Origin of the sequence: Demequina sp. NBRC 110055 (genome assembly GCF_002090135.1) — a bacterium.
Taxonomy (GTDB): Bacteria; Actinomycetota; Actinomycetes; order Actinomycetales; family Demequinaceae; genus Demequina.
On the sequence record NZ_BBRL01000010.1, the window covers coordinates 129,169 to 153,116 of the forward strand.

22 protein-coding genes are annotated in these 23,948 nt (G+C 68.1%); 16 read left to right on the top strand and 6 right to left on the bottom strand.

What is annotated here, in order from left to right; all coding sequences use genetic code 11:
- Positions 1-4: 4 nt before the first annotated feature.
- The 5 genes from B7K24_RS11840 to B7K24_RS11860 all read left to right on the top strand — a co-directional run bounded on the left by B7K24_RS11840 (position 5) and on the right by B7K24_RS11860 (position 5,282).
- Positions 5-787 carry a c-type cytochrome gene (locus tag B7K24_RS11840; protein ID WP_084130540.1) on the top strand — a complete coding sequence of 261 codons (783 nt, stop codon included), beginning with the start codon at positions 5-7 and terminating at the stop codon, positions 785-787.
- On the top strand, positions 784-1,872 hold the full coding sequence (locus tag B7K24_RS11845; protein ID WP_084130541.1) for a ubiquinol-cytochrome c reductase iron-sulfur subunit: 1,089 nt from the start codon (positions 784-786) through the stop codon (positions 1,870-1,872). The genes B7K24_RS11840 and B7K24_RS11845 overlap by 4 nt, the downstream gene beginning before the upstream one ends.
- Positions 1,872-3,587, top strand: a complete 1,716-nt coding sequence (locus tag B7K24_RS11850; protein WP_084130542.1) for a ubiquinol-cytochrome c reductase cytochrome b subunit — start codon at positions 1,872-1,874, stop codon at positions 3,585-3,587. Before B7K24_RS11845 ends, B7K24_RS11850 begins: the two co-directional genes overlap by 1 nt.
- A gap of 237 nt (positions 3,588-3,824) precedes the next feature.
- On the top strand, positions 3,825-4,445 hold the full coding sequence (locus B7K24_RS11855; RefSeq protein ID WP_084130543.1) for a superoxide dismutase: 621 nt from the start codon (positions 3,825-3,827) through the stop codon (positions 4,443-4,445).
- A 114-nt stretch (positions 4,446-4,559) separates the two neighbouring features.
- Positions 4,560-5,282 carry a potassium channel family protein gene (locus B7K24_RS11860; RefSeq protein WP_084130544.1) on the top strand — a complete coding sequence of 241 codons (723 nt, stop codon included), beginning with the start codon at positions 4,560-4,562 and terminating at the stop codon, positions 5,280-5,282.
- A 158-nt stretch (positions 5,283-5,440) separates the two neighbouring features.
- On the opposite strand, the gene B7K24_RS11865 is transcribed toward B7K24_RS11860, so the two are convergent.
- From B7K24_RS11865 to coxB, 3 genes are read right to left on the bottom strand one after another with little or no spacing between them, the layout of a single operon-like run.
- The gene (locus tag B7K24_RS11865; protein WP_084130545.1) at positions 5,441-5,842 is read right to left on the bottom strand and encodes a cytochrome c oxidase subunit 4; all 402 of its coding nucleotides are present in this window, start codon (positions 5,840-5,842) and stop codon (positions 5,441-5,443) included.
- A 3-nt stretch (positions 5,843-5,845) separates the two neighbouring features.
- On the bottom strand, positions 5,846-7,570 hold the full coding sequence (gene ctaD / locus B7K24_RS11870; RefSeq protein ID WP_084130546.1) for a cytochrome c oxidase subunit I: 1,725 nt from the start codon (positions 7,568-7,570) through the stop codon (positions 5,846-5,848).
- Positions 7,570-8,415: a cytochrome c oxidase subunit II gene (gene coxB / locus B7K24_RS11875; RefSeq protein ID WP_084130547.1), complete on the bottom strand. Its 846-nt coding sequence runs from the start codon at positions 8,413-8,415 to the stop codon at positions 7,570-7,572. The genes ctaD and coxB overlap by 1 nt, the downstream gene beginning before the upstream one ends.
- A 56-nt stretch (positions 8,416-8,471) precedes the next feature.
- Here coxB and B7K24_RS11880 point away from each other — a divergent pair, with 56 nt between their 5' ends.
- Positions 8,472-9,596, top strand: a complete 1,125-nt coding sequence (locus B7K24_RS11880; RefSeq protein ID WP_084130548.1) for a cysteine desulfurase family protein — start codon at positions 8,472-8,474, stop codon at positions 9,594-9,596.
- A gap of 66 nt (positions 9,597-9,662) precedes the next feature.
- Here the strand turns inward: B7K24_RS11880 and B7K24_RS11885 are convergent, their stop codons facing one another.
- The gene (locus tag B7K24_RS11885) at positions 9,663-10,016 is read right to left on the bottom strand and encodes an iron-sulfur cluster assembly accessory protein (RefSeq protein WP_084101197.1); all 354 of its coding nucleotides are present in this window, start codon (positions 10,014-10,016) and stop codon (positions 9,663-9,665) included.
- Between the two features lie 86 nt (positions 10,017-10,102).
- Positions 10,103-11,062, bottom strand: a complete 960-nt coding sequence (locus tag B7K24_RS11890; protein WP_159449240.1) for a glycerate kinase — start codon at positions 11,060-11,062, stop codon at positions 10,103-10,105.
- A 40-nt stretch (positions 11,063-11,102) separates the two neighbouring features.
- Between B7K24_RS11890 and nadA the strand changes: the two genes are divergently transcribed.
- The 9 genes from nadA (at position 11,103) to yicI (ending at position 21,343) form a co-directional block, all read left to right on the top strand.
- Positions 11,103-12,308 carry a quinolinate synthase NadA gene (gene nadA / locus B7K24_RS11895; RefSeq protein ID WP_084130550.1) on the top strand — a complete coding sequence of 402 codons (1,206 nt, stop codon included), beginning with the start codon at positions 11,103-11,105 and terminating at the stop codon, positions 12,306-12,308.
- Between the two features lie 31 nt (positions 12,309-12,339).
- Positions 12,340-12,936 carry a DUF3043 domain-containing protein gene (locus B7K24_RS11900; RefSeq protein ID WP_084130551.1) on the top strand — a complete coding sequence of 199 codons (597 nt, stop codon included), beginning with the start codon at positions 12,340-12,342 and terminating at the stop codon, positions 12,934-12,936.
- 87 nt (positions 12,937-13,023) lie between these two features.
- Positions 13,024-14,034, top strand: coding sequence for an aldo/keto reductase family protein (locus B7K24_RS11905; protein WP_084130552.1), 1,011 nt, complete (start codon positions 13,024-13,026; stop codon positions 14,032-14,034).
- Positions 14,035-14,038: 4 nt separating this feature from the next.
- Positions 14,039-14,449, top strand: coding sequence for a hypothetical protein (locus B7K24_RS11910; protein WP_084130553.1), 411 nt, complete (start codon positions 14,039-14,041; stop codon positions 14,447-14,449).
- Positions 14,450-14,681: 232 nt separating this feature from the next.
- Positions 14,682-15,707 (top strand): LacI family DNA-binding transcriptional regulator, encoded by a 1,026-nt coding sequence (locus tag B7K24_RS11915; protein ID WP_084130554.1) that lies wholly within the window; start codon positions 14,682-14,684, stop codon positions 15,705-15,707.
- Positions 15,708-15,820: 113 nt separating this feature from the next.
- Positions 15,821-17,137, top strand: a complete 1,317-nt coding sequence (locus B7K24_RS11920) for an extracellular solute-binding protein (protein WP_084130555.1) — start codon at positions 15,821-15,823, stop codon at positions 17,135-17,137.
- Positions 17,138-17,200: 63 nt separating this feature from the next.
- Positions 17,201-18,166 carry a carbohydrate ABC transporter permease gene (locus tag B7K24_RS11925; RefSeq protein WP_084130556.1) on the top strand — a complete coding sequence of 322 codons (966 nt, stop codon included), beginning with the start codon at positions 17,201-17,203 and terminating at the stop codon, positions 18,164-18,166.
- 1 nt (position 18,167) lies between these two features.
- Positions 18,168-19,070 (top strand): carbohydrate ABC transporter permease, encoded by a 903-nt coding sequence (locus B7K24_RS11930; RefSeq protein ID WP_084130557.1) that lies wholly within the window; start codon positions 18,168-18,170, stop codon positions 19,068-19,070.
- The gene (gene yicI / locus B7K24_RS11935; RefSeq protein WP_084130558.1) at positions 19,067-21,343 is read left to right on the top strand and encodes an alpha-xylosidase; all 2,277 of its coding nucleotides are present in this window, start codon (positions 19,067-19,069) and stop codon (positions 21,341-21,343) included. Before B7K24_RS11930 ends, yicI begins: the two co-directional genes overlap by 4 nt.
- A gap of 118 nt (positions 21,344-21,461) precedes the next feature.
- Here the strand turns inward: yicI and B7K24_RS11940 are convergent, their stop codons facing one another.
- Entirely contained in the window at positions 21,462-22,364 is a 903-nt protein-coding gene (locus B7K24_RS11940) for a LysR family transcriptional regulator (protein ID WP_084130559.1), read from the bottom strand.
- A gap of 263 nt (positions 22,365-22,627) precedes the next feature.
- Here B7K24_RS11940 and B7K24_RS11945 point away from each other — a divergent pair, with 263 nt between their 5' ends.
- Positions 22,628-23,938, top strand: coding sequence for an amidohydrolase family protein (locus B7K24_RS11945; protein WP_084130560.1), 1,311 nt, complete (start codon positions 22,628-22,630; stop codon positions 23,936-23,938).
- Positions 23,939-23,948: the final 10 nt, after the last annotated feature.

Here is a 23,948-nt window from a genome sequence, read left to right on the forward strand (position 1 = left end):
CCCGATGCATGCACTCGCCCGCAGGCGCCACCACAAGGCAGCTCCGATGCTGCTGGTGCTCGTCCTGCTCGCCCTGATCACCGGGATCGCGGCCATGGCCGCTCCCTCCGCCACCGCGGCCGATGCCGCCTCTGCCGATGACGTTGCCGCAGGCGAGGCGCTCTTCGCCGCGAACTGCGCCTCATGCCACGGCCTCGATGCCCAGGGACAGGACGGCGTCGCGCCGTCCCTCGTCGGCGTCGGCGCCGCCGCCGTCGACTTCCAGGTCGGTACCGGCCGCATGCCGATGCAGGCCTCGGGCCCGCAGGCGATGGCCAAGCCCGCCCAGTTCGACCAGGACGAGATCAACCAGCTCGCGGCCTGGGTCGCGTCATTGGGCGCCGGCCCGGCCATCCCCACCGCGGAGCAGGTTGACGGCTCGCTCGGCGACGCGGCTGCCGGTATGGAGGTCTTCCGTACCAACTGCGCCATGTGCCACGGTTCGATCGGTGGCGGCGGCGCGCTGACGCAGGGCAAGTTCGCCCCGTCACTGCTCGAGACGACCCCCACCCACATCTACGAGGCCATGCTGACCGGTCCGCAGTCGATGCCGGTCTTCAACGACGCCAACATCACCCCCGAGAACAAGCGCAACGTCATCGCTTACCTCGAGGCGCAGGACGCGGGCTCGCCCGGCGGTCTCTCGCTCGGCGCCATCGGCCCCGTGTCCGAGGGTCTGTGGGCCTGGCTGGTCCTCCTTGGCCTGATCATCGGCGCTACCGTCTGGGTTGGAGCACGTTCCTCATGAGTACCCCCGAACACCACGAAGAGCCCCAGGTGAAGAACGGCTTCACCGACCCGGGTCTCGCGGATCACCGCCCCCGTCGCGCGGACGTCGAGCCCAAGGCCGACAAGCGCGCCGAGCGCCAGGTGGCCGCGCTGTTCACCGTGTCCATCATCGGCACCGTGATCGCCCTGTGGGCCTACTTCACCAAGAACGACATGGAGCCGGGCGACGTCGCGGACATCCAGTCGACCAACATGTGGATCGGCCTCGGCATCGCGCTGGCGATGCTGGGCATCGGTTTTGGTGCGATCCACTGGGCCAAGACCCTCATGCGCGACCACGAGATGGTCGAGGAGCGCCACGAGCTGCGCAGCTCGGACGAGGCGCGCGAGGGTGCGATCCAGAATCTCAAGGACGGCGCGGCCGACTCCGGTCTTGCCACGCCGGACGAGTCGGGTACCGGCGTCAAGCGCCGCAGCGTCCTCAAGGGCTCGCTGATCACCGCCATGGCGATCGCTCCCCTCGCGGTGCTCGTGCCCCAGATCGGCAACATGGGCGCCGACTGGAACGTCGGCAAGTTCCGTCACACCATGTGGGCTCCCGGCGTGCGCCTCACGCGCGACCCCGACGGCACGCCCATCAAGGCGGCGGACGTCACCATCGGCTCGGTCTTTCACGTCATCCCCGATGGGCTGAATGACCTCGACCACCACCACAAGATGGACCAGAAGGCCAAGGCCGTGGTCCTCCTGGTGCGCCTCGACCCCAAGGACCTGAAGATCCGTGAGGGCCGCGAGGACTGGTCGTTCGACGGCATCGTCGCGTACTCGAAGATCTGCACCCACGTGGGATGCCCCGTGGCGCTGTACGAGCAGCAGACGCATCACCTGCTGTGCCCGTGCCACCAGTCCACCTTCGACGTGTCCGACGGCGCCAAGGTCGTCTTCGGTCCCGCGAAGCGCCCGCTGCCCCAGCTCCCCATCGCCGTGGACGACGACGGCTACATCGTCGCCCAGAACGACTTCGACGAGCCCGTGGGCCCGTCGTACTGGGAGCGACTGAAGGGTGACGCCGGCACGGCCACCGTCGAGGAGGAGAGCCACTGATGGGCGCCAAGGTCAACACCGCCGCTGCTGGCACCGCGAACTTCGTCGACGACCGCACGTCGATCGGCGGGTTCGTCAAGTTCTTCGCCCGCAAGCTGTTCCCGGACCACTGGTCCTTCATGCTGGGCGAAATCGCGCTGTACGCGTTCATCGTCCTGCTGCTCTCGGGTGTGTTCCTCACCGCGTTCTTCGTGCCGTCCATGGAGACGGTCGAGTACGAGGGCGCGTTCGAGACCATGCACGGCGTCGAGATGACGAAGGCCTTCGAGTCGACGCTGCACACCTCGTTCGAGGTGCCGGGTGGTCTGCTCATTCGTCAGATCCACCACTGGTCGGCGCTGCTGTTCCTCGCGGCGATCATGACGCACATGTGCCGCGTATTCTTCACGGGCGCCTTCCGCAAGCCTCGTGAGCTCAACTGGCTCGTGGGCTTCACGCTCATGGTCCTGGGTCTTGCGGCCGGCTTCACCGGCTACTCGCTTCCCGATGACGTGTTGTCCGGCAACGGTCTGCGCATCATCGACGGCGTGGTGAAGTCCATCCCGCTCATCGGCTCGTACACCTCGTACTGGCTGTTTGGTGGGGAGTTCCCCGGTACAGCACTGATCCCCCGCCTGTTCACGGCGCACATCCTGCTGGTGCCTGGCCTGATCCTCGCGCTCATCGCCGTGCACCTGTTCCTGGTGTTCCTGCACAAGCACACGCAGTACCCGGGTGGCGGCAAGACCGACCGCAACGTGGTGGGCCTGCCCCTGTTCCCGGTGTACACCGCGAAGGCCGGCGGTTTCTTCTTCGTCGTCTTCGGCGTCATCGCGCTGGTCGCGGCCGTGTTCACCATCAACCCGGTGTGGAACTACGGTCCCTACGACCCGTCGCCGGTGTCCGCAGGTACCCAGCCCGACTGGTACATCCTGTTCGTCGACGGCGCCCTGCGCCTCATGCCGGGTTGGGTCTTCGGTATCCCCATGGAGTGGGAGATCTTCGGCTACACGCTGTCGATGAACATCCTCACCCCAGCGCTGATCCTGCCGGGCCTGTTCTTCGGCTTCATCGCGCTGTACCCCTGGATCGAGAAGTGGGCGACCGGCGACCGCGGCGAGAAGCACGTGCTCGACCGCCCGCGCAACGTTCCGGTCCGTACGGGCATCGGCGTCGCCACCATCACGTTCTACGTGATCCTGGTGCTCGAAGGCTCCAACGACATCGTGGCGAACCTCTTCCACCTGTCGCTAAACGACCTCACCATCTTCTTCCAGTGGGCGATCTTCATCCTGCCCCCCATCATGTTCTGGGTCACCCGGCGCATCTGCATGGGTCTGCAGCGCAAGGACCGCGAACTGGTGCTCCACGGCCACGAGACGGGCACCATCGTCCGTCACGAGAACGGCGAGTACATCGAGGTCCACAGCCCGCTCAGCGAGCAGGAACTGTGGCTGCGTGTTCAGCACGAGGACATCGCCCCGCTCGAGATCGATCCCGAGTACAACGAGCACGGCGTGCGCCGCAAGGGCTACCGCTGGGACCGCTTCAAGCAGTCGCTGTCGCGCTTCTACTACGAGGACCGCGTCTCCCCCGTCACCAAGGCGGAGTTCGACGAGGCCCAGCACCACCACGGTCACGGCAACGCCGAGGCGGACCTCCAGGCCGCCGACGCGAAGGACGCCGACCAGCGTCTGACCGACGAGTGGAACAAGGTCGAGGACCAGGCCAAGTAAGACCCCCTCCTCAACGAAGGGCGGCATCCGCGACGGGTGCCGCCCTTCGTCATGCCCGGCACAGACACGCCCCACGCCGCCATGACAGCCGGTGCCGTCTTGCCTGGAATGGCTGTGTCACCTCGGGTGTTGGACACGGTGGGCACCGTTGCCACAAGAGCGCCTCACGGCGATAGGCTCGACCCGTACCCCGGAAAACCAGCGCGGCTGTAGGCCGCGCCCCGATCAGGAGGAAGCATGGCTGACTACACGCTGCCGGATCTGACCTACGACTACGGCGCACTCGACCCGCACATCGCAGGCGAGATCATGGAGCTGCACCACAGCAAGCACCACGCCGCCTACGTCGCAGGCGCGAACACCGCCTTGGAGAAGATGGCCGCCGCCCGCGAATCGGGTGACTTCGGCGCCATCGCCGGCCTTGAGAAGGCCCTCGCCTTCAACCTGGGTGGTCACACCAACCACTCGATCTTCTGGACCAACCTCTCCCCCGAGGGTGGCGACAAGCCCACCGGTGAGCTCGCGGCGGCCATCGACGAGCACTTCGGCTCGTTCGACGGCTTCCAGGCGCACTTCACCAACAACGCCATGACGATCATGGGTTCCGGTTGGTCGATCCTCGCCTGGGACACCATCGGTCAGAAGCTCATCATCGTGCAGCTGTACGACCAGCAGGGCAACGTCCCCGTGGGTCTCATCCCGCTGCTCATGCTCGACATGTGGGAGCACGCCTTCTACCTGCAGTACAAGAACGTCAAGGCCGACTACGTCAAGGCCTGGTGGAACGTCGTGGACTGGGCCAACGTCCAGCAGCGCTTCATCACCGCGACCGCGACCCAGGGCCTCATCGTCCAGTAACGTCGCACCGCACGTCGACGGGCGGGTTCTCCTCCGGGAGGACCCGCCCTTCGTGTGTCCCGGCGGGCGCTCGGGGCCCGCCGTTCACGCGGGGCGGCGCGGTAGGTTGGGGCCATGTCCGTCGACGCCACCGGCACGCCGTCCGCCGACCACAGCGCCCTCGCGGCGGACCAGCGGCCGTCCCTGTGGATGTTGCTCAGTTCGCTGGTGATCTTGCAGTTCGGCTATCCCGTCACCCAATACGGCACCGTGTGGACCGTGGTGTACCTGCTCGCATACGGCGGTGTCATCGCGTTCGGCGTGCGCACCGTGCGCCCCGACCCGCGCCGCAACTGGCCCATCGGCGCGGCGGCGCTCGTGCTGCTGGTCGGCGGCTCGTGGTTCGCGTTCCAGCAAGACAGCGAGGTCGCCACCATCGCGATGCTGTTAGGGGTCGGCCTCTTGCAGTTGGCGCTGCTTGTCACACTGGTCGGCCGCCTCATCCATCCACCACGCGACGCCCACACCGTCGACCTGCTCTTGGTCGCCGTCAGCGCCTACCTCCTGATGGGTGGCGTGTTTGCCGTCGTCGCGAGCCTGATCGAGATGGCCAACCCCGGAAGCTTCGTCGACAACGCCGCCGGCGCAGGCCCGGTCACCTGGCAGACGCTCTTCTACGGCAGCTACGTCTCCCTCGCCACGTTGGGCTTCGGCGACGTCGTCCCGGTCACGCCGTGGCCGCGTGCCCTGTGGTCGTTCGAGGGCGTGGTCGGCACGCTGTTCTTGGCGATCGTCATCGCGCGCCTCGTCGGCGTCGCCGGCTTCGCCACGAGGGACCAGCAGGGCGCGTCGCGCTAAGAGCATCAGCCCGACAGCGCCGCGCCCGGGACGTTGCGTGAGGATCGCTCATCGAGCGTCTCGACAAGCCCCGTGAGCACGCGTTGAGGGGACGCAGTTCGGCCCCGCCATCCTCAGAGCGGACGACGGGGCCGAATGGAGTCGAGAGATGAGCCGCGCTAGTGCGCGTGGCGTCCCGTCGAGAACTCCATCACCCATCCGCACAGGCCCACGACACCGATCACCGAGGCCGGGACCAAGATCCACCAGCCCACAGCAAGCGCGACGAAGGACAGTGCGGCGCCGAGCGCGAGCGGGAGCGGCCACCACGACCACGGCGCGTAGACGCCCTGCTCACCGGACAGCTGCGAGATCTCGCCGTTCTCGTCGTCCTCGGCACGCATGCCGTGGCGCTTCTCGAGCATCTTGAAGTAGACGCCGACCATGATGAACATGCCGAAGGTCAGCAGGATGGCCGTGATGCCGACCCACTCCGACCATCGGGTGAAGATGCCGTAGGCCGTGCCCGCCACGAGGAAGAACAGCGACGGGATCGTGAAGATGTTGGCTTCGAGTCGCATGGTTTAGCCCTCCTTCGACACGGGTGCGGCGTCCACGAGCTGCGCGTGGGCCGAGGCATGGTCGCGAGCGGCCGCCTCGGGGTGGTGCAGGTCGAATGCGGGGCGCTCCGAACGGATGCGCGGGATGGAAACGAAGTTGTGGCGCGGCGGCGGGCAGCTGGTCGCCCACTCGAGCGAGTTGCCGTAGCCCCACGGGTCGTCGACCGTGACCTTCGGTGCGTTCTTCGACGTGATGTAGACGTTCCAGAAGAACGGCAGCGTCGACAGCGCGAGGATGACCGAGCCGACGGTCGAGATCTGGTTCATCAGCGTAAAGCCGTCCTCGGGCATGTAGTCGACGTAGCGACGTGCCATACCGGAGGCACCCAGCCAGTGCTGGATGAGGAACGTGGTGTGGAAGCCGACGAACAGCATCCAGAAGTGGATCTTGCCCCAGCGCTCGTTGAGCATCTTGCCGGTGAACTTGGGCCACCAGAAGTAGAAGCCCGCGAACATCGCGAACACCACGGTGCCGAACACCACGTAGTGGAAGTGCGCCACGACGAAGTACGAGTCGGACACCGGGAAGTCGAGCGGGGGCGCCGACAGGATGACACCGGTGAGGCCACCGAAGAGGAAGGTGATGAGGAAGCCGACCGACCACAGCATCGGCGTCTCGAACGAGAGTTTGCCTCGCCACATCGTGCCGATCCAGTTGAAGAACTTCACACCCGTCGGCACTGCGATCAGCATCGTCATGAACGAGAAGAACGGCAGCAGCACCGCGCCGGTGACGTACATGTGGTGCGCCCACACCGTCACCGACAAGGCGGCGATAGCGATGGTGGCGTACACGAGGCCGTGGTAGCCGAACAGCGGCTTGCGGCTAAACACCGGGAAGATCTCGGACACGATGCCGAAGAACGGCAGCGCGATGATGTACACCTCGGGGTGGCCGAAGAACCAGAACAGGTGCTGCCAGAGGATGGCGCCGCCGTTTTCGGGGTTGAACACCTGCGAGTGCAGCACGCGGTCGGAGCCGAGCGCGAACAAGGCCGAGGCCAGCGGCGGGAAGGCCAGCAGAACCAGCATCGACGTCACGAGGGTGTTCCACGTGAAGATCGGCATGCGGAACATCGTCATACCCGGCGCACGCATCGTGACGATGGTGGTGATGAAGTTGACCGCACCGAGGATGGTGCCGAAGCCACCGAGCGCGAGGCCGAAGACCCACAGGTTGCCGCCCACGCCGGGCGAGTACACCGCGTTCGACAGCGGCGCGTAGGCGAACCAGCCGAACGAGGCCGCACCCTGCGGCGTGAAGAAGCCGGCCACGGCGATGAGGCCGCCGAACAGGTACAGCCAGTAGGCGAACATGTTCAGGCGCGGGAAGGCGACGTCGGGCGCGCCGATTTGCAGCGGCGTGATGACGTTGGCAAAGCCCGCGAACAGCGGCGTCGCGAACAGCAGCAGCATGATCGTGCCGTGCATGGTGAACAGCTGGTTGTACTGCTCGGCCGACTGCACCACCTGCATGCCGGGCGCGAACAACTCGGCACGGATCAGCAGGGCCAGCACGCCGCCGATGATGAAGAAGATGAACGACGTGATCAGGTACATGTACCCGATGGTTTTGTGGTCGGTGGAGGTGATCCACTTCACAACGATCGAGCCCGATCGTGCCGGCGCCTTGGTCAGCGCGGGCGCCTGCTCGAGGCTGCCGTCGTTTTCGTACGCGGCGGTGGCCATTACTCAGTCTCCCCGTGGTCCATGGCGAACTCGACGACCTGGTCGCGGCTGTACTCCAGCCCCAGGGCGCCCTCGTAACCCTTGTCGCGCAGCTCCTGCATGTGAGCGTCGTACTCGTCGCGCTCCACGACCTTGACGTTGAACAGCATGGATGCGTGGTACTCGCCGCACAGCTCGGCGCACTTGCCCTGGTAGGTGCCCGTCTGCGTGGGCGTGACCTGCCAGTAGTTGTCGCGGCCGGGAACCGTGTCCTCCTTGTAGAGGAACGCGGGGATCCAGAAGGAGTGGATCACGTCGCGTGAGTTCAGCTGGAACAGGACAGTCTCGTTGACCGGGAGGTACAGGGTCGGGAGGGTCTCCTCGACGCCCTCCTCACCGGTGAGCTGAGCCTGGACGCCCGGGTCGAAGACCTCGTCAGTGAGGTAGTTGAAGTCCCAGCTCCACTGCTTGCCGACCACCTGGATCTCGACATCGGGCTCGGCCGAGGTGTCGGTCAGGAACGCGATGTCCTCGGCGGTGTACTTGAACAGCACACCGACCGCGATAATCGGGACGATCGTGTACATCAGCTCGAGCGGCAGGTGCACGCGCGTCTGCACAGGCAGCTTGTTGTCGCCCTTGCGCTTGCGGTACACGGCGACGCACCACAGGATCAGACCCCAGGTGATGACGCCGACGACGAGCGCGGCGATCCAGGAGCCGTTCCACAGCTGGATGACTCGACCGGTCTGATTGGTGATCTCCGGAGTCGACGGCAGCGCACCATTCTCAATGCCCTGGGAACAGCCCGAGAGCAGGAGAACTGCGGCCGCCGCGCCGGCACCCATGACGGCTTTTCTGGGCATGCGGGAACGTAGTTCGTGGGACACACGGGCAGTCTAGCGCGCGATACCGTGAGGGCATGCCAGCGCGCCGCCTCTTCTTTGACGCCGGGGGCCGGGCTCCCGTGACCCCCAGAACGGCCGATGCGTTACGCGCCGGACTTGCCGACGGTTGGGCCGATCCGGCTCGCCTTACCGCCGAGTCGCGCCGTTCCAGGGCACTTATCGACGGCGCCCGCGAGGCCATCGGCGAGGCCTTGGGTGTCCACCGGGACAACGTGCACTTCACGTCGTCCGTTCCCGTCGCCATCGAGCGGGTCCTCACCGGCGTGTTCACGGCGCGGCGAGGCCGCGACCGCATCGGCGTGTCGGTCATCGAACGGGACCTCGTCCTCGATACGGCCGACTTCCTCGCACCGGGCGCCGTGGACCGCATTGACGTGGACGCCGACGGCCACGTCGACGTCGACGGACTTCGCGAGGTCGCGACCCATCCGGCGACCGCCCTCATGGCCATCCACCACGTCAATCACGAGATCGGCACGGTGCAGCGTCTCGACGCCATCGCCGACATCACCCATGCCGCCGGTGTGCCGCTCGTCGTCGATGCGACGGCGTCCATCGGCCACCTCGAAGCCCCCGAGCACTGGGATGCCCTCATCGCCGACCCCGCCGATTGGGGTGCGCCCGCGGGGCTGGGCGTCGTCGCCCTGCGCCCTCAGACGCGATGGCTCCCCCACTGGCCCGAGGGATCCGATCCCTGGGCACCGGGCGGAGTCTCCGTCCCGTTGGCGCTCGCCGCCGCGGTCGCGCTCCAAGAGCGCCTCGAGGATCTTGAGCGCGAGTCGCGACGCCAGCACGCCCTGATCGACCGCATGCGGGCGGGGCTTGCGGGAGTCGAGGGCGTGCACCTGGTGGGCGACGCCGTCGAGCGGGCGCCTCATCTGCTGACCGCCGCGTTCCTCTACTTGGACGGCGAGCCACTCGTGACCAAACTGGATCGCGAGGGCATTGCGGTGGGGTCGGGTTCGGCGTGCGGCAAGGCCACCTTCGAGCCCAGCCACGTGCTGGCGGCCATGGGTGCCCTCACGCACGGCAACCTGCGCATCGGCCTCCACCCCGGGGTGACCGAGGAGGACGTGGACCGCTTCCTTGCGATCCTGCCGCGCGTCATCGAGCAGGTGCGCCAGTCGATGACGTCCTGAGACAGCAGAACGGGCGGCGGGGCCAGGAGGCCCGCACCGCCCGTTCGCGCAGTCGTGGTTGTCGACTCAGCTGAAGGAGTCTCCGCAAGCGCACGAGCTGGACGCGTTCGGGTTGTCGATCGTGAAGCCCTGCTTCTCGATCGTGTCCGCGAAGTCGATCGACGCACCGTCGAGGTACGGCACGGACATCTTGTCCACCACCACCTCGACACCGTCAAAGGACTTCACCGCGTCGCCATCGAGCATGCGCTCGTCGAAGTACAGCTGGTAGATGAGGCCGGAGCAACCACCGGGCTGCACCGCGAGGCGCAGACGGAGGTCGTCGCGACCCTCCTGCTCGAGCAGGCTCTTCACCTTGCCAGCAGCGGCCTCGGAAATGACCACTCCGTGGGTCGGAACCTCAACAGCGGTGTCAGTCATACGCCGCCTCCTCTCTCTCGTTCGTGCCTACTAATGTACGCCGATTCGTTGAAAGCGCCACTATCCGTGGCCGATGCCGGCGCCGGCTACAGCGACGGAGTCCAGGTTTGGGCGACCCGGGCGAGTTGGTCGGCCAGCGCCGCCTCGCCCGGCTCCCCCTCGTGGCTACCCACCACGCCGGCTGCCATGAGGTCGCGTCGACCCACATGCACCTCCGGTGCGACCACCACGCACGGCACGGCTCGCTGCCCGGCGAGGGCCGCCGCGGCGGGCACCAGGCCGTGGTCGAGCCTGCGCGGGGTGAGGGCGCCGGTGACGGCGACCACGACATCGGCCTCCGTCTGTCCCGCCTGGGCAAGGTCCGCCAGACGGGCCGACGCGGGCGTCAGGTGCGCCCCCACGGCTGCCAGGCAATACGCCAGTCCCCCGGCGGCGCCCGTCCCGGGGGCGTCGGAAAGACGTGCGGGGCCCACGAGGGACCTGCGCGCCCCCGGATCTGTCGCGCGGGCAATGGCGCTCCACCGCTCCTCCTGTTGCTGCGCGGCCACGGCGAGGGCCTGGTCGCCCTCGCGGCCGTCGCGCACCGCGTTGGACATGCCGTGGAAGCCCACGAGCGGCCGGTCTGCGGCGATCAGGGCCTGGAGATCGAGGTCGCGCAGCGCGGCGCGCATGCCATCGACGTCGCCGCCCCACAGTTGTGTGGCATCGCCGGCCGGGTCGGTGTCGGCCAGCGGGATCAGCACCGGTCCGGGGTGACCCTGAGCGGCGAGATCCCTCAGCGCCGTGCCGAGGGCCGCCGGGTTCCACCGCGTGGCACCCTCCGCGGGCGTAGCGATGACAGCGCCGCGCGTGGCGACCAGCTCGACCCCGGCCAGGGACGTGCGAGAGCCCGCCCAGGCATCGGCCGTCCGTGGTCCCCCATCGCCGAGTGCCAGGCATGTCACGTCCGCCTCCGGCGCGGTCGCGGCCCACGCGGCGGCGGCGATGCCCGCCACCTGGGTGGCCGGCACGCCGGGCCAGTCTTCGGTCAGCACGAGGATGCGCATGGCCTCTAGTGTGCCGTGACGAGCGTGCGACAATGTGCGCATGAGCACGACGTTCACCGAGCCCACCTCGTCACCGGCGCTGCTTCTCCTGGGAAATCGTCGCGACCCGCTGTCCGAGCGCGGGGTGGACTGTCCCGGAGACCTGCCCGCCGCATCGGACCCCGATCTCGTGGAGCGCGCCCGCGCGGCCAAGGAGGCGTTGGGCGAGCGCGTGTTCATCCTGGGCCACCACTACCAACGTGACGAGGTCATCCAATTCGCCGACGTCACGGGCGACTCCTTCAAACTCGCGCGCGAGGCGGCGGCTCGCCCCGAGGCGGAATACATCGTCTTCTGCGGCGTGCACTTCATGGCGGAGTCGGCCGACATCCTCACATCGGACGACCAGCAGGTGGTGTTGCCGGACATGGCCGCCGGGTGCTCGATGGCGGACATGGCCAACATCAACCAGGTCGAGGACGCGTGGGAGCAGCTCGCGGAGATCGGCATCGCCGAGCGCACCGTGCCCGTCACGTACATGAATTCGACGGCAGCCATCAAGGCGTTCTGCGGCCGCAACTCCGGCGTGGTGTGCACGTCCTCCAACGCCGAGGTGGCTCTGCGCTGGGCCTACGACCAGGTCGGCGGCGTCGAGGGCGATGGCAAGGTGTTGTTCCTCCCCGACCAGCACCTGGGTCGCAACACCGCCGTCGAGAAGCTCGGCATGTCGCTGGACGACGCCGTCGTGTACGACCCGCGCAAGCCCCTGGGCGGCAACACCCGTGAGCAGCTGGAGGCGGCCCGCATCATCCTGTGGCGCGGACACTGCTCCGTGCACGGCCGCTTCCGCAAGGAAAACGTCGACAATGCTCGCGCCAAGGTGCCCGGCATCAATGTCATCGTGCACCCCGAGTGCACCAACGACGTGGTGCGCGCGGCCGACTACGTGGGCTCCACCGAGTACATCATCAAGGCCCTCGACGAGGCCGAACCGGGCTCGAAGTGGGTCATCGGCACCGAGCTCAACCTGGTGCGCCGCCTCGCCAACCAGCACCCCGACAAGGAAATCCACTTCCTTGAGGACACGGTGTGCTTCTGCTCGACCATGAACCGCATCGACCTGCCCCACCTGGTGTGGGCGCTCGAAACTCTCGTGGCCGGCGAGGTGCCCAACCGCATCGTCGTCGACCCCCAGACCCAGGCCGAGGCCAAGGTGGCCCTCGACCAGATGCTGGCCCTGCCCGGCATCACCGCACCCCGCAATTGAGCCGATCGCAGCAGACGGCCCCAAGGAATCCATGACTGACAACACCCCCAGCAACGACTCGACCGTCGAGGTCCCCGACGAGGACTCGACGCTCCCCACTTCCACCTCGGACAAGAAGGGGCGCCCCACCCCCAAGCGCAAGGACCAGGAGGCCGCGAACCGCCGCACGCTGTTCGACGACCCCAAGGCCGCGAAGAAGGCGGACCGCGAGAAGGCGCGCCTCCAGCGCGAGCGCGAATACCAGGCCATGCGCGAGGGCGACGAGCGCAACATGCCCTACGAGCACCGCGGTCCCGAGCGCCGGTGGCTGCGCGACTACGTGGACGCCCGCTGGTCCATGGGCGAGTTCCTCCTGCCCACCGCCATCGTCTTCGTGGTGCTGTCGCTGTTCATGGGCCAGTTCGGCGCCATCGGCGGCCTGCTCGTGCTGGTGTTCTACGTGCTGGTGCTCGCCGCCGCCGTCGAGGTCTTCGTGCTCATCCGCCGCATGAAGAAGCGCTTCATCGAGAAGTTCGGTGTCTCCCGCCTGCCCCGCGGTTGGACGTTCTACGTCATCTCGCGCGCCCTGAACATGCGGCGCTTCCGCGTGCCCCGGCCGAAGGTCAAGCGCGGGGAGTTCCCCGTCTAGCCAGCACCGGCATCGGCCGTCTGTGTCGTTCCACGGAGCCGGCCCTCCCACCCGGGAGGGCCGGCTCCGTCGCGTTAGGGTGGCGACATGGTCAACTATCGATACCTGGGCAACTCCGGCATGAAGATCACCGAGCTGGTCTACGGCAACTGGCTCACCCACGGTTCGCAGGTCGAAAACGAGCAGGCCGCCGCCTGCGTCAAGGCCGCGCTCGACGTGGGCATCACCTCGTTCGACACCGCGGATGTCTACGCGAACACCGCCGCCGAGACGGTGCTGGGCGACATCCTTGCCGGCGAGCACCGCGAGAGCCTCGAGATCTTCACCAAGGTCTACTGGCCCACCGGCCCCAAGGGCGCCAACGACATGGGGCTGTCGCGCAAGCACATCCTCGAGTCCATCAACGGCTCACTGACGCGCCTCAAGACCGACTATGTGGACGTCTACCAGGCGCACCGCTTCGATCACGACACTCCGCTGGAAGAGACGATGATCGCGTTCGCGGACGTGGTGCGCGCGGGCAAGGCGCACTACATCGGCGTCTCCGAGTGGACCGCCGACCAGATCCGGGCCGGTGCCGCGCTGGCGAAGGACCTCAACATCCAGTTCATCTCCTCCCAGCCGCAGTACTCGATGCTGTGGCGCGTCATCGAGGACGAGGTGGTGCCCGCCTCTGTCGAGGCCGGCCTGGGCCAGATCGTCTGGTCCCCCGTCGCGCAGGGCGTCCTCACGGGCAAGTACAAGCCCGGCCAGGAGCCGCCGGCCGGCTCGCGCGCCACCGACGAGAAGGGCGGCGCGAACATGATCGCCCGCTTCATGAACGACGACGTCCTCACGCGAGTGCAAAACCTCCAGCCCATCGCCGACGAACTGGGTCTCACCATGGCGCAGCTCGCGATCGCGTGGGTGCTGCAGAACTCCAACGTGTCCGCGGCCATCATCGGCGCCTCGCGGCCCGAGCAGGTCACGGACAACGCCAAGGCCTCGGGGGTGGAGATTCCTGCAGAGCTGATGGCCAAGATTGACGACGCGTTGGGCGACATCGTCGAGCGCGACCCCCACAAGACCGTCGAGACCAACCCCAAGCCGGGCCGCTAAACCCGTGGCGCTCGCCTGGGCGGACGTGCGCGCCGCCGTCGTCGGCCTGGGCGTGCCTCTCGACGACCTCGTCGTGATGGGCTCCGCTCCCCTGCTGGCGTGTGGCGCCCTGTCCTCCGTGGGCGATGTCGACGTCGTCGCGCGCGGCGAGGCCTGGGCGCAGTTGGCGGCGCGCGGCTCGGTGGTCTCGGGCGCGCTGGGTGACGCGATGGTCGACCTTCCAGGCGGCATCCAGGTGTTCTCGGGGTGGCACGGTCAGCCGGCCGATGCCGTCGTCGCCTCCTCGACCTGGGTCGACGGCGTTCGGGTGGGGTCGGTGGACGCTGTCGTGGCATACAAGCGACGGCTCGCGCGCCCTAAGGACCTCGAGCACCTCGAGGCGTACGAGCGGTGGCTGACCCGCGCCTCGTCCTAGCTGCCCCTCCCGCCCTGCCGCAGATGGCCCCAATTGCGGCACCTCGCGCGCAGACACGCCGCAGATGTCCCCATCTGCGTCACGCCGGGGCGGGGTCGGTGAGGTCACAACTCGGTAAAGACGCCGAATCCGGACTTGCTAAGTTGCGGCGCGCAACATATCGTCGGTGACGCACCAAGGTTCGAAGCGCTTCGACAAAGCCGGAGCACTGCACGACGACAACGGAGTCCCGATGGCCACGATTCAGGATGTCGCCCGCGAGGCGGGCGTCAGCATCTCGACCGTGTCCTATGCCCTGTCCGGCAAGCGCTCCATCAAGCCCTCGACCCGCGACCGCGTCCTCGACGCCGCATCGCGCCTGGGATATCTCCCTCACGCCTCCGCCCGGATGCTGGCTGCGAACCGCTCACAGATCTTCGCGGTCACCGCGCCGCTGCACACCGACACGGACCACTCGGCGCACATGGTGTTCGCCATGGAGGTCACCAAGGCCGCCCGCACCCACGGCTACGACACGTTGCTGCTGGTCGATGACGACGTCTCGGAGGGCATGCGTCGCTCGGCCGCCAGCTCGCTCGCCGACGGGATCGTGGTCCTCGACGTCGACGCCCACGACCCGCGCGCCGACCTTGCGCGGAGCATGACCTACCCCACCGTCTTCATCGGCATCCCCGCCGACACGACGGGGCTGGTGTGCGTCGACCTCGACTTCGAGGCGGCCGCTCGTCTCGCCATCGATACCTTGGTGTCCGCCGGACGCCAGCGGATCGGCCTGGTCTCGCACCCCCTCGAGACGATGCAGCGCGAGTCGAACTTCCCCCTGCGCTTTCGCGACGGCTTCGCCGCGCACGCGGCAGAACTCGGTCTCGAGGCACCCGTGGCGTACCCCGTCGAGCATCGTGCTCACGAGGCGGTCGCGCAGCTGCTCGCCGCCCAACCAGACCTCGACGGCCTGGTTCTCAACACGTCCGTCGACGTGGCCTCGTCGGTCACCGCGGCGCTGGCCGAGCATGGACGCTCGGTGCCACAGGACGTCGCGGTCATCGCCGCAGGCGTCACCTTCTCGACCGAGCGCTTCGCGGTGCCGTTCGACACCATCCCCCTCGACGCCCGGGCCTCATGCTCGGTGGCGGTCGACATCCTCGCGCGCATCGTGGACGACAATCTCACGGCGCCCGAGACGACCCTGATCCCCCCGACCTACATCACCCGCGGCTCGGTGTCCCCCACCGGCGCCGCTGTCACCACCGGGACCTGACGTCGCACGATTCGAACGCCCGTCGGCAGCACCGTCGTCGAAGCGCTTCGAAAGTCGCGGAACAAGGCCCACCCCTCGGCCCTCACCGGCCCCTACAAGGAGGTAGAACCCGCATGAACACCCGCATCCGCTACGCCGGAGCGCTCGGCGCAGCCGGCGCCCTGATCGCACTGACCGCGTGCTCATCCGACGGCGGCGACGAGTCCGCCGCTCCCGCCGACGGCGACTGGTCGGGCGAGACCCTCAACGTCCTGCACTACGAGGGCGAGGACTCCGCGATGGGCATTGCCTGGGATAAGGCGATCGAGATCTTCGAGGAGGAGACCGGCGCGACCGTCAACCTCGAGACGACCGCGTTCGAGGACCTGCGCACCTCGGCCGAGCAGCTCTTCGACTCGGGCGACGCCCCTGACGTGTCCGAGTACAACAAGGGCAACGCGACGGCCGGCCAGCTCGCGGCCATCGGCGTCATCCAGAACCTCGACGACGCGTACGAGGAGTACGGCTGGTCCGAGAAGCTCTCGGACTCGGTCGCTACCACCGCCCAGTACAACGAGGACGGCGTCATGGGCTCCGGCTCGTACTACGGCGTTCCCAACTACGGCGAGTTCGTTTTCCTCTACTACAACAAGGACATGTTCGAGGAGGCCGGCCTCGCCGAGCCCACCACGCTCGCCGACGTCGAGGCCGCCGCGGCGGCGTTCGCCGAGCAGGGCGTGACCCCGTTCGCCGAGTCGGCCCAGGAATACCCGCTCGGCCAACTCTGGTACCAGCTCGCCCTGAGCAAGGCTGACCGCGACTTCGTCGATGCCTACCAGCTCTACACGGAGCCCGTCGACTGGACCGGCGAGCAGATCTCGTACGCCACCGAGACGATCGCCGACTGGGTCGAGTCGGGCTATCTCGACACGGCCATCACCGGTATGACCGCCGAGGACGCGGGCCTGCAGTTCATCAACGGCGAGACCCCGATGTTCTACTCGGGCTCGTGGTGGTATGGCCGCTTCCTGAGCGACATCACCGGCTTCGAGCTGGGCACCACCAACTGGCCCGACACCACGCTGACCCCCGGATCGGGCGGCAACATGTGGGTCGTTCCCGTCGAGTCGCAGCAGCCCGAACTCGCCCGCATCTTCATCGACGTGACCATGCGTCCCGAGGTGCAGGCGCTGCTGGGCGAGTCCGGCGGCCTACCCGTCGCGGCCAACACCGAGGACATCACCGACGAGGACGCGCAGCAGCTCATCGGCCTGTTCAACGAGGTCAACGAGCGCGACGGCCTCGCGTTCTACCCCGACTGGCCCACGCCCGACTTCTACGGCGACCTCAACGCGGTGCTGCAGGGCCTGGTCAACGGCGACTACAACGCAGCCGAGGCTCAGGCGCAGCTCGAGGAGTACTACGAGTCCTACGTCGCGGACCTGCGATAACGGACTGATCTCACCGGTGCGGCCCGGGTTCACACCTGGGCCGCACCCGAGAGGAAGAACACCATGACGACGACACCCACCCGGCGACGGACCGTGAGTCCGGCCGATGCCGCGCGCATCCCCCAGCGCGGCGGCCACAAGTGGGGCTACTGGCTCTACTTCATCCCCGGCCTGCTGCTGATGGCCGCGATCATCTTCTACCCGATCGTGCGCAACGTGCGATTGAGCTTCTTCCACTGGCGCGGCGGCCGCGCCGAGGAGCAGTTCGCGGGCCTGGAGAACTGGACAGCCCTGTTCCAGGACCACGAGTTCCTGCAGTCATTCCAGAACATCTTCCTGGTCATCGTCGCCATGGTGATCGTCCCCACGCTGCTGGGCCTCGTCATCGCCGCGCTCCTGTTCGACGTCGTCGGCCGCCGCTTTGGCGGCAAGCTGTCGAGCTTCCTGCGCGCGACCTACTACATCCCGCAGATCCTCCCCATCGCCGTCGCCGGCGTGCTCTTCGGGTGGCTCCTCAAGCCCAACTCCGACGGCGTCGTGAACCAGTTCCTCACCGCCATCACGGGCGACGAGGTCACCATCAACTGGCTGGGCGGCTCGTACGGCACCGCCATGGCCTCCGTGATGGTGCTGATGATCTGGATCCAGATCGGCTACCCCATCGTCATCTTCATGGCCGCCCTCCAACGCGTCGACCCCGAGCTGTACGAGGCCAGCGAGCTCGATGGCGCGAACTGGTTCGAGCGCTTCCGCGCGATCACGCTGCCGATGATCAGGCCCGAGGTCTTCGTGGTGTCACTCACCACCACCATCGCGGCCCTCAAGGTGTTTGCGCCCGTCTTCATCCTCACCCAGGGTGGCCCCAACAAGTCCACTTATGTGCCCTCGTTCTACGCCTACAAAGAGTTCATCAATGGCCAGGACAAAGGCTACGCCGCCACGATCGCCACGGCCGTGACCGTCGTCGTGTTCATCGTCGCCGTCATCTTCATCCGCGTGCAAAACCGCGCCGAACGAAAGGACGCCTGACATGACCGACGTGACCCAGGCATCGGCCGCCCCGAAGCGCCGCAAGGCGAAGGACGACCCCACCAGCCGCAACAAGGCTCGCCCGCGCACGGCGGCCGAATGGATCCTCATGGTGCTCGCCGTGCTCGGCGCACTCGTGATCATCTTCCCCGTCCTGCTGCTGCTGATGAACGCGTTTAAGTCCCCGACGGACTACGCCAACTCGTCGCCGCTGGACTTCCCCGAGGCCCTCGACTTCACCGGCATCCAGACCTTCTGGGAGCAGCAGAACTTCCCGCGCGCGCTGTGGAACTCGATCTTCATCTCCACCCTCGTCGCGGTCTTCGCAGTGATCCTGTCGGTGCTGAACTCGTTCGCGATCGGCATCGGCCGTGTGAAGGGCCGCACCTGGATCGTGCTGCTGTTCCTGATGGCCAACCTGGTACCGCAGGAGATGCTGTTCGACCCGCTGTTCCAGCTCTACGACGACCTGGGCCTGCTGTCGAACCCGTGGTCCGTCATCATCACCTTCACGGTGATCCAGGCGGCCTTCGGCACGTATTTGTTGTCGAGCCTGCTGGGCACCTTCCCGAAGGAGATCCTCGAGGCGGCGGCGATGGACGGCGCCACGCGCTGGCGCTCGCTGCGCTCGGTCATCGTGCCCGTCATCAAGCCCACCCTGAGCGTCCTGATGGTGTTCTTCTTCATCTGGACCTGGAACGAGTTCTTGCTGCCGCTGGCGTTCCTTAACTCCCCCGACTCCCTCACCGTGCCGCTCATCCTCGAGCAGCTGAACGGCGAGCGTCAGACGGACACGACGACGCTCGTGGCGGGCACGCTCATCTCCATCATTCCCACGATCATCTTCTTCCTCATCTTCCAGCGCACGCTGACCCGAGGCATCACGGCAGGAGCAGTGAAGTGAAGTTCACCGACGGATTCTGGCAGCGTCGCCCCGGCGTCGAGGCCCTGTACGCCCGCGAGGCCTACCGCCTGACCGAGCGCGACGGCGCCCTCCACGTCCTGGCGCCCACGCGGGAGATCCAGGCGCGCGGCAACGTCCTCAACCTGGCCGCGCTCGAGGTCACGGTCGCGCCCGTCGCCGAGGGCGTCATCCGGGTGCGCATCGACCACCACCGAGGCGCTCGCCGCTCCCCTGGGTTCGCCTTGGCGGCCGATGCCGACTTCACGGGGCAGGTCGACATCGCCGAGGAGGCGGGCACGGTCACCGCCGGTCGCCTTCGCGCCGTCGTCACGGCCGGCGCCCCGTGGAGCCTCGAGTTCTTTGACGGCGACACGCGCCTCACCGGCTCCGGCGAGAAGGGCCCCGGCCACATGATGCTGGGGGCCGATGCCGCTGTCACCGCCGAACCCGCAGGCGAGACCGGCGTCGCGCCCGATGGGCGGGCGCCCGCACGCGCCTACACGCACGAACAGCTCGACCTCGGCGTCGGCGAGGTCGTCTACGGCCTGGGCGAGCGCTTCGGCCCCCTCGTGAAGAACGGCCAGAGTGTCGACATCTGGAACGCCGACGGCGGCACCAGCTCCGAGCAGGCGTACAAGAACATCCCGTTCTACCTCACCAATCGCGGCTACGGCGTGCTGGTGAACCACCCCGAGCACGTCTCGTTCGAGGTCGGCTCCGAGACGGTGGAGCGCGTGCAGTTCTCGGTGCCGGGCCAGTCCCTCGAGTACCTGGTGTTCGCAGGCCCCACGCCGCGCGAGGTCATCGATCGCTACACGGCGCTGCTGGGCCGCCCCGCCTCCGTGCCGGCGTGGTCGTACGGCCTGTGGCTGTCCACCTCGTTCACCACGGACTACGACGAGGCCACGGTGAACTCGTTCGTCGACGGCATGCGCGAACGCGACATTCCGCTATCCGTGTTCCACTTCGACTGCTTCTGGATGCGCGAGTTCGAGTGGACCAATCTGACCTGGGACGAGCGCACGTTCCCCGACCCTGCCGGCATGCTGCAGCGCCTCCACGACAAGGACCTCAAGGTCTGTGCGTGGATCAACCCCTACATCGCGCAGGCCTCCGACCTGTTCGAGGAGGGCCTCGCGAACGACTACTTCGTGAAGAACCGCGACGGTTCCGTGTGGCAGTGGGACCTGTGGGTCGCGGGCATGGCGCTCGTCGACTTCACCAACCCCGCCGCGCGCGAGTGGTTCCAGGAGCGTCTGCGCGGCCTGCTTCAGCAGGGCGTGGATGCACTGAAGACCGACTTCGGTGAGCGCATCCCCACCGACGTCGTCTACTTCGACGGCTCCGACCCGCAGGTCATGCACAACCTCTATACGCAGCTATACAACGACGCGGTGTTCGAGGTCCTGAAGCAGGAGCGCGGCGAGGGCGAGGCGGTGCTGTTCGCCCGCTCGGCCACCGCCGGCGGCCAGCAGTTCCCCGTCCACTGGGGCGGCGACAACACGTCGACCTACCCGTCGATGGCGGAGACGCTGCGCGGCGGCCTGTCGCTCGCGGCGAGCGGGTTCGGGTACTGGAGCCACGACATCGGCGGCTTCGAGGGCACGCCCGATCCGGGCGTCTTCAAGCGCTGGGTCGCGTTCGGCCTGCTGTCGTCGCACTCGCGCCTGCACGGCTCGGACTCGTACCGCGTGCCGTGGGCCTTCGACGACGAGGCCGTCGCGATCACACGCCAGTTCGCCCACCTCAAGAACACGCTCATGCCGTACCTGCTGACGGCGGGGGCCGATGCGGCCGCGACGGGCGTCTCCGTCGCCCGCCCCATGTTCTTCGAGTTCCCCGACGACCCGGCGGTCACGTACCTGGATCGCCAGTACATGCTGGGCTCCGACCTGTTGGTCGCGCCCGTCATGAGCGCGGACGGCGTGGTCGATTTCTACCTGCCCACGGGCACGTGGACGTCGCTGCTGACGGGTGAACGCGTCGAGGGCGGTCGCTGGGTGCGCGAAAGCCACGGCTTCGACTCGCTGCCGCTGTACGTCCGCCCCGGCGCCATCATCCCCCGGGGCTCGCGCTCGGACCGACCGGACTACGACTACCTCGACGGGCTCACGCTCGACGTGTACCCCACCGACGAGGCCATTCACGCCTCCGTCGACGTGGTCACGGTTGACGGGCGCCGCGTGACGTTCGAGGTGAGCGGTCAGGGTCACAGCGCGTCGGCATCGGCCGTGGACTCTCACCCCGCGCCCTCAGTCACGGTGCACCGCTAACGAGGACTCGACGCCCGCCCGTGTGGCGCCGATAGGACATCTGCGCCACGCGGGCGGGCGTGCACTCACCCGGCACCGGGGTGGGTACACCGCGGTGAACGGGTGCCGCTCGTGATGTTCAGTGGCCGATGCCGTGGTCGCTTGCGAGGGCGAGGAACGCCGCCGCCGCGGGAGACAGCGCCCGCGCCCCGTCCCACAGAGCGGTGAGGGGACGCGACATCGGTGGGGCGTCGAGCGCGACGCGCACGAGCGTCCCCTGCGCAAGGTCGTCACGCACGGCCAGTTCACTCACGGCCGCGGCGCCGGTGCCCGCCATCACCACCGCACGGATCGCGGCGGTCGTCGACAGTTCGGCCGCCGGTGGCGCGAGGCGCAACGCGCGCGCCTCGAGGGCGAGCTCCAGAGTTTCGCGAGTACCGGAACCGGGTTCGCGCAACACCAGCGCGGTGCGCGCCACCTCCTCCAATCCCACCATGCGCCGGACCGCCCACGGGTGGTCGGGGGCGACCACGATGATGACGTGGTCCGTAGCGATGGTGCGCGATGCCAGGCGAGCTGGAATCTCGGGCGACTCGATGAACCCCACCTCCGCCTGCCCGCCCCGCACGCGCTCAATGACGGCGGCGGAGTTCACGGCCGTCAGCTCGATCCGTGTGCGCGTGGCGCGCTGACGGTCTGCGATGAGCCACTGAGGCATGAGGTATTCGGCGATGGTCATCGACGCGGCGACGGCGAGGTGGGCGTCGCGCTCCTCGCGCAGCTCCTCGGCCGTCTGCGTCAGCACCTCGAGGTGGTCGAAGACGGCGCGGGCCGCATGCGCGATGACGGCGCCCTCCGTGGTCAGGGTGGTGCCCCGCGCCCGGCGCTCGACGAGGGACAGACCCAAGCGGCGCTCCAGGGCCCGCATACGTTGAGACACCGCCTGCTGGGTGACGAGCAAACGCTCGGCGGCGGCGGTCAGCGAGCCTGCGTCCTGCACCGCGAGGAGCACGCGCAGCTCGTCAAGCGATGGTTCAGACACGGCACCTCCCACAATCTCTGCTTGTGGATACCCACGGACGTCACCCTACCGGTCGCGGGTCGCCACGGGCACGATGGTCATCAGCGGGTACCCCTCTCGCGCCAGTTGGATCCATTTTCATGCCCTAGGCGCTTAGAGCATGAAAATGGATCCAACTGGCGCGCGGGTGGGAGGCCCTCCGCACTCGCGCCGCCAGACGACCTCGCGCTCCCCCGTCATCGCAATGCCACAGCCACGAAACACTGCCCTGGCACACTCGCGTCATGCAGCTGACCGGAGCCACCGTCGTCGTCGCCGATCCACACGACCCCACCCTCGATCACACGTCCCCCCTGGTCTTTCGGGACGGGCTGGTCCACGACGGACCGGCGACCCCGGACGACGGCGACGCACTCGACGTCTCCGGCTGCGTGGTCACGCCGGGCCTCGTGAATGCCCACCATCACCTTCTCCAGACGGGGTTCCGCACTCTCCCCGGCACCCGTGGCGTCGCGATGCGGGACTGGCTGCCCGCCATGGCGGCCGCGTATGGCGCCGCGGGAATCGATCCCTCGCTCGTCGCGGCGACCACGGCCGCCGGCGTGGCGGAGGGCCTGCTCAGCGGCGTCACGACCGTCGCCGACCACCATCTGAACTGGCCCGCCGGCGCCACGCCCGAGGACACGGTCGCCATCGCCGACGCGATTGCGAGCGCGGCACGCGCGTTGGGCGGACGCCTCGTCTATGTGCGCGGCTCCGCCCGCGACGACCCCGACGCGGCAGCCGCCAGTGCCCACGCCATTGCGGCGCACCTCCTGGCCGGGGGTCACCGCGGCGGCGTCACGGACGACGGCATGCTGCAGTTCGCGGTCGGCCCCGCCGGGGTCCACTCCGATGCCGAGGCCACGTTCCGTCTGCTCGGCGGCATCGCGCGCGAGTGGGGGCTGCGCCGGCGCACGCAAGCCAACGAGCAGGTCGACACGGAGATCGCGCTCGAGCGCTACGGCCGCCGCCCGCTCGACCTCCTCGAGGACTGGGGCTGGCTCGAGCCCGGTGTCACGATCGCTCACCTGTGCGACGTGACCGACGCCGAGATCGCGCGCCTCGCCCACGCGGGCGTCACCGCCACGCACGCGCCCGGCTGCGACGTGCCGATGGGATGGGGCGTGGCCCCCGTCCGCCGCCTGCTCGAGGCGGGCCTCACGGTGGGGCTCGGCACCTCCGGCGGCGGTTCGAATGACGCCGGACACCTGCTGGCCGATGCACGACTCGCCATGCAGGTGTCGGGCCTGGTCGGTCAGCAGCTCGAGGCCCGCACCGTCCTCGCGATGGCGACGACAGGATCGGCCGACGGCCTGGGCAGGCCGGACCTGGGCCGCCTGACGCCAGGGTCGAGGGCCGATGCGTGCGTGTGGGACGTCAGCGGCGTGGCCGACGCGGGGGTCGCCGACCCCGTGGCCGGGCTCCTGTGGGCGTCACCGGGACGCCGTCCACGCCACGTCATCGTGGGCGGCGAGGTGGTGGTGCGCGACTACGTGCTCGTCTCCGGAGATGAGCGGGCGATCGTGGCCGCCCTCGCCGCACGCCTGGGCTGACTGGCCGGGA